This window comes from Burkholderia sp. Ac-20345 (assembly GCF_017104825.1).
GTDB lineage: Bacteria > Pseudomonadota > Gammaproteobacteria > Burkholderiales > Burkholderiaceae > Burkholderia > Burkholderia lata_B.
This window is the reverse complement of the sequence record NZ_JAAGPO010000392.1, coordinates 1-3,834: the sequence shown is the minus strand read 5'-3', so window position 1 is coordinate 3,834 and position 3,834 is coordinate 1. Positions and strand designations below refer to the sequence as shown.

At 62.1% G+C, this 3,834-nt stretch carries 6 protein-coding genes; 4 read left to right on the top strand and 2 right to left on the bottom strand.

Annotated elements, in window-relative coordinates; genetic code table 11:
• The first annotated feature begins 329 nt into the window (after nt 1–329).
• The 3 genes from cueR (at nt 330) to G3O06_RS47105 (ending at nt 1,579) form a co-directional block, all read left to right on the top strand.
• The gene (gene cueR, locus G3O06_RS47115) at nt 330–734 is read left to right on the top strand and encodes a Cu(I)-responsive transcriptional regulator (protein WP_174987219.1); all 405 of its coding nucleotides are present in this window, start codon (nt 330–332) and stop codon (nt 732–734) included.
• A 215-nt stretch (nt 735–949) separates the two neighbouring features.
• A complete protein-coding gene (locus G3O06_RS47110; RefSeq protein ID WP_006478295.1) occupies nt 950–1,096 on the top strand; it encodes a DUF3563 family protein in 147 nt (48 codons plus the stop codon).
• Between the two features lie 114 nt (nt 1,097–1,210).
• Nucleotides 1,211–1,579 (top strand): hypothetical protein, encoded by a 369-nt coding sequence (locus G3O06_RS47105; protein WP_174918911.1) that lies wholly within the window; start codon nt 1,211–1,213, stop codon nt 1,577–1,579.
• Nucleotides 1,580–1,594: 15 nt separating this feature from the next.
• Here G3O06_RS47105 and rlmJ read toward each other — a convergent pair whose 3' ends face one another.
• Together rlmJ and G3O06_RS47095 are read right to left on the bottom strand one after the other, a co-directional pair.
• Nucleotides 1,595–2,440 (bottom strand): 23S rRNA (adenine(2030)-N(6))-methyltransferase RlmJ, encoded by an 846-nt coding sequence (gene rlmJ / locus G3O06_RS47100; RefSeq protein WP_174918912.1) that lies wholly within the window; start codon nt 2,438–2,440, stop codon nt 1,595–1,597.
• A 112-nt stretch (nt 2,441–2,552) separates the two neighbouring features.
• Nucleotides 2,553–3,524, bottom strand: coding sequence for an aldo/keto reductase (locus tag G3O06_RS47095; protein WP_174974845.1), 972 nt, complete (start codon nt 3,522–3,524; stop codon nt 2,553–2,555).
• Between the two features lie 165 nt (nt 3,525–3,689).
• On the opposite strand from G3O06_RS47095, the gene G3O06_RS47090 reads away from it, so the two are divergent.
• A partial coding sequence (locus tag G3O06_RS47090; protein WP_131932302.1) for an SDR family NAD(P)-dependent oxidoreductase occupies nt 3,690–3,834 on the top strand: 145 nt, incomplete at its 3' end.

Here is a 3,834-nt window from a genome sequence, read left to right as displayed (position 1 = left end):
CCCGAACAGGACCGTGAAACGACTCTACGCCGATGATAGTGCGGATTCCCGTGTGAAAGTAGGTAATCGTCAGGCTCCCTAAGCCAAGAACCCCCGCCCGAAAGGCGGGGGTTTTTGCATTTCAGCGACAAAAAACGCACGTGCGGTAGGAGAAGTGCGCTCCATTCATCACGTGCCCCTGGCTCGCACGCCAGATCACTCGGCTGCCATCCCGCAGTCAAGCCTTACCCCGGAACGAAACCACGCGATTTGATACGATCGAAGTGCCGTCGGCGATTGCAGTCGTCGACGTTCATGTTCGAAACCAGGGCTTGATGGAGAGGGCGGGAATGAATATCGGCGACGCGTCGCGCGAATCCGGAGTCAGCGCAAAAATGATCCGGTACTACGAACAGGTCGGCCTGCTTGCGCCGAGCAAGCGTACCGACGCCGGCTACCGGATCTACGGCGCAGACGAAATCCATATCCTGCGTTTCATCCGTCAGGCGCGACGCCTTGGCTTTCTCGTCGAGGACATCCGCAAGCTGTTGATGCTCTGGCAGGATCGCTCCCGCGCGAGCGCAGAAGTGAAGTCGATTGCCCTCGAACACGTGGCCGAACTCGACAAGCGCATCACGGAGCTGAGCGACATGCGCGACACATTGGCCGATCTCGCTGCGCACTGTCATGGTGACGGGCGGCCCGAATGCCCGATTCTGGCGCGTCTGTCCGACCCCGTCGATGAACCAAATTAGTGCGCACACTCGAGGTCAAAAACAGGCCTCGATTCTATTTTCATAAAAATCAACAGGTTACGCTAGGTCGGCGACCGGATATTCCGAAATGGAATGGCTTCCATGCAAGTATTTCACTAGCATCTTGGTGCGGCATCGCTATAATTCGGGATAACCCTATACGGGAAATCCCTGAACACCGATTCACCAGGGGTCCCCCTTCCTTGGAGAACGTCATGATCGCCTACATCGTCGAAAAGCTGAGCAACTGGTTCGAATCCGCAGAACGTGAACGCCGTGAGGCTTACCTCGCTACGTCGTCGGACATCGTCCAGCTCGAGAGCCGCATCCGCTCGCTCGAAACCAACGGCTACTCGCTGTAATCGGAGTCACCGTCAGGTGCCACGTGGCACCGAACGATAAGCAAGCCCCGTATTTGACGGGGCTTTGTTTTTTGTGCGCCGGATCTGGCGCAATCGTCAGTGCAGCGCTATGGTATGCACCTGCTTTTCATCCTGAAGGACACGATCATGCGTTTGCGTCTCGATGTGCGTCGAAGTGCCCGCGCGCGTCTCGTTCTGGGCGCGGCGGTACTTGTCCATGGACTCGCGGCCGTGGCCGCGACGTCGTCCAAACCGCTGATTCTCGATACGCAACGCGGTATCCAGGACGGCAAGGGCGGGTTGGTGCTGCAGACGGCGCCGTTGTCTTCCGAGCCGATCGTCGAGCCGGCACGCATGCGGGCTCCGGCCGGGCAGGCGCCGAACACGTCGGTTCCGCTGTTCGTCGCGCCGTATATCAATGTTCCCGCGTGGGGTGGGCAACCGGCCAACCAGCCAAGGCTCGCGCCGAGACCTCAGCCGTAACAGCCAGTCGCCCGATCAGTTTCCGCGGTGCTCGATCTGGCAGCGGGCGCCGCTATCCTGTCCCAGCATCTCGACCAGATAGGGCAGTGCCTCGTTCATGCTCTGGGCGAGCGTATACGGCGGATTCAGAATGAACATCCCGCTGCCGTAGAGACCCAGCCCGTCAGTCGGCGGATTCGACACCGTCAATGTCAGGTGCAGCCAGTTGTTCGGTTGCAGGCGCTTCAGCTGCTCGGGAAAACGCTGCGATTCCGTCCGGGTCACCTGCGGGTACCAGATTGCGTAGCAGCCCGTCGCGAAACGCTTCAGACACTCCGTCACGCACGCCACCGTGCGCGCGTAATCCTTCTTGTCCTCGTAGGACGGGTCGATCAGCACGAGTGCGCGTCGCGGCGGCGGCGGCAGCAGCGCCTTGATGCCTTCGAAGCCGTCGCCTGCGAAGATCATCGCGCGTCGCCCCGCGTCGCGGAAATTGTGGCGCAGCACGTCGATTTCCGTCGTGTGCATTTCGAACAGGCGCATGCGGTCCTGATCGCGCATCGATCGCCACGCGATGTACGGGGAACCGGGGTAGAAGCGCAGTTCACCGTCGTCGTTCAGCGCGCGGACTTCATCCACATAGTCGCCCAGCGCTTCCGGCAGGTTCTTTTCGTTCCACAGCCGGCCGATGCCTGTGTCGAATTCCGATGTCTTCGCCGCATAGCCGTCGCGCAGCGAGTACACGCCGGCACCTGCATGCGTGTCGATGTACCAGTAGGACTTGTCTTTCTTGTTCAGGTAGCGCAGCAGCTGGACGACGACGGCGTGCTTGAGCACGTCCGCGTGGTTGCCTGCGTGAAAACCGTGACGATAACTGAGCATGGCGGGCTGCCTGAAACGAAAGGTGAATCGATGAAAGCGATCGATCGTGCGCGGCCGTCAGGCCGGGCGCCGATGCGGGCCGCGTATTGTACGCGAGTGGCCGTGCATCGCCTTATTCGTACGCATCGCCGACCACCTCTTCGATGCGTTGCTTCACGTCCGGCGTCAGCTTCGCGGCAACGTCGAGCGCGCGCATGTTGTCACTGATCTGCTCGATCCGCGATGCGCCCGTGATGACCGAACTCACGCGCGGATTCGCGAGCACCCACGCGATCGCGAGCTGGCTCGTGCTGCAGCCGAGCTCGGCCGCAATTTCGCCGAGCCGTTCGACGATATCGTTGGCGGCCTGATCGGTCAGGCGGTCGCGCATCCAGTCGTAACCCTGCAATTGCGCGCGGCTGCCGGGCGGCACGCCGTTACGGTACTTGCCGGTGAGCAGGCCCGATGCAAGCGGGCTCCAGGTCGTGAGGCCGAGGCCGTAGTCGTCGTAGAGCCGCGCATATTCCCGTTCGACCCGCGTGCGATGGAACAGGTTGTACTGTGGCTGTTCGACGACCGGCTTGTGCAGGTGATGTCGTTCGGCGATCTCGCACGCGGCGCGGATCTCTTCGGCGCTCCATTCCGACGTGCCCCAGTACAGCGCCTTGCCGCGCACGATCATGTCGCTCATCGCCCAGACGGTTTCCTCGATCGGCGTGTTCGGATCGGGGCGATGGCAATAGACGAGGTCGACATAGTCGAGCTGCAAGCGGCGCAGCGAGCCGTCGATGGCGTTCAGCAGGTATTTCCGGTTCAGCGTGTGATACTGGTTCGGCGCTTCGGCGAGCCCCCAGAAGAACTTCGTGGACACGATATAGCTGACGCGCGGCCAGTCGAGCGACTTGAGCGCGTGGCCCATGATTTCCTCGGATTTGCCGCCGGCGTAGACCTCGGCGTTGTCGAAGAAATTGACGCCTGCGTCGCGCGCCGCAGCCAGGCATTCGCGCGCGACCCGCTGGTCGACCTGGTTGCCGTACGTCACCCACGAACCGAGCGACAGCGCGCTGATCTGCAGGCCGGAGCGGCCTAGCCGTCGATAGTGCATGCGAATCTCCTGCGTGAGGGAACCGACCTTAAGCTTAGACGTTTTGCGCGCGAACGGCGGGGCTGATCGTGCACAATGACGGCTGGCCCGCCAGTACGATCGCGCGACGGTAGCGGATGCGGCGGGCGCGTGCTTTTATCGATCCGACAACGGGAGGAGACGGACATGGCAGCAGATCTGAGCGGCAAGACCGCAGTCGTCACGGGCGCCGCGAGCGGCATCGGCAAGGAAATCGCACTCGAGCTCGCGAAGGCGGGCGCGGCCGTCGCGATCGCCGACCTGAACCAGGACGGCGCAAACGCCGTTGCCG

What these genes read in the sequence shown, in the direction of transcription:
- cueR (WP_174987219.1), top strand. Translation starts at nt 330, where the DNA reads ATGAATATCGGCGACGCGTCGCGCGAATCCGGAGTCAGCGCAAAAATG.
- G3O06_RS47110 (WP_006478295.1), top strand. Translation starts at nt 950, where the DNA reads ATGATCGCCTACATCGTCGAAAAGCTGAGCAACTGGTTCGAATCCGCA.
- G3O06_RS47105 (WP_174918911.1), top strand. Translation starts at nt 1,211, where the DNA reads ATGCACCTGCTTTTCATCCTGAAGGACACGATCATGCGTTTGCGTCTC.
- rlmJ (WP_174918912.1), bottom strand. Translation starts at nt 2,440, where the DNA reads ATGCTCAGTTATCGTCACGGTTTTCACGCAGGCAACCACGCGGACGTG.
- G3O06_RS47095 (WP_174974845.1), bottom strand. Translation starts at nt 3,524, where the DNA reads ATGCACTATCGACGGCTAGGCCGCTCCGGCCTGCAGATCAGCGCGCTG.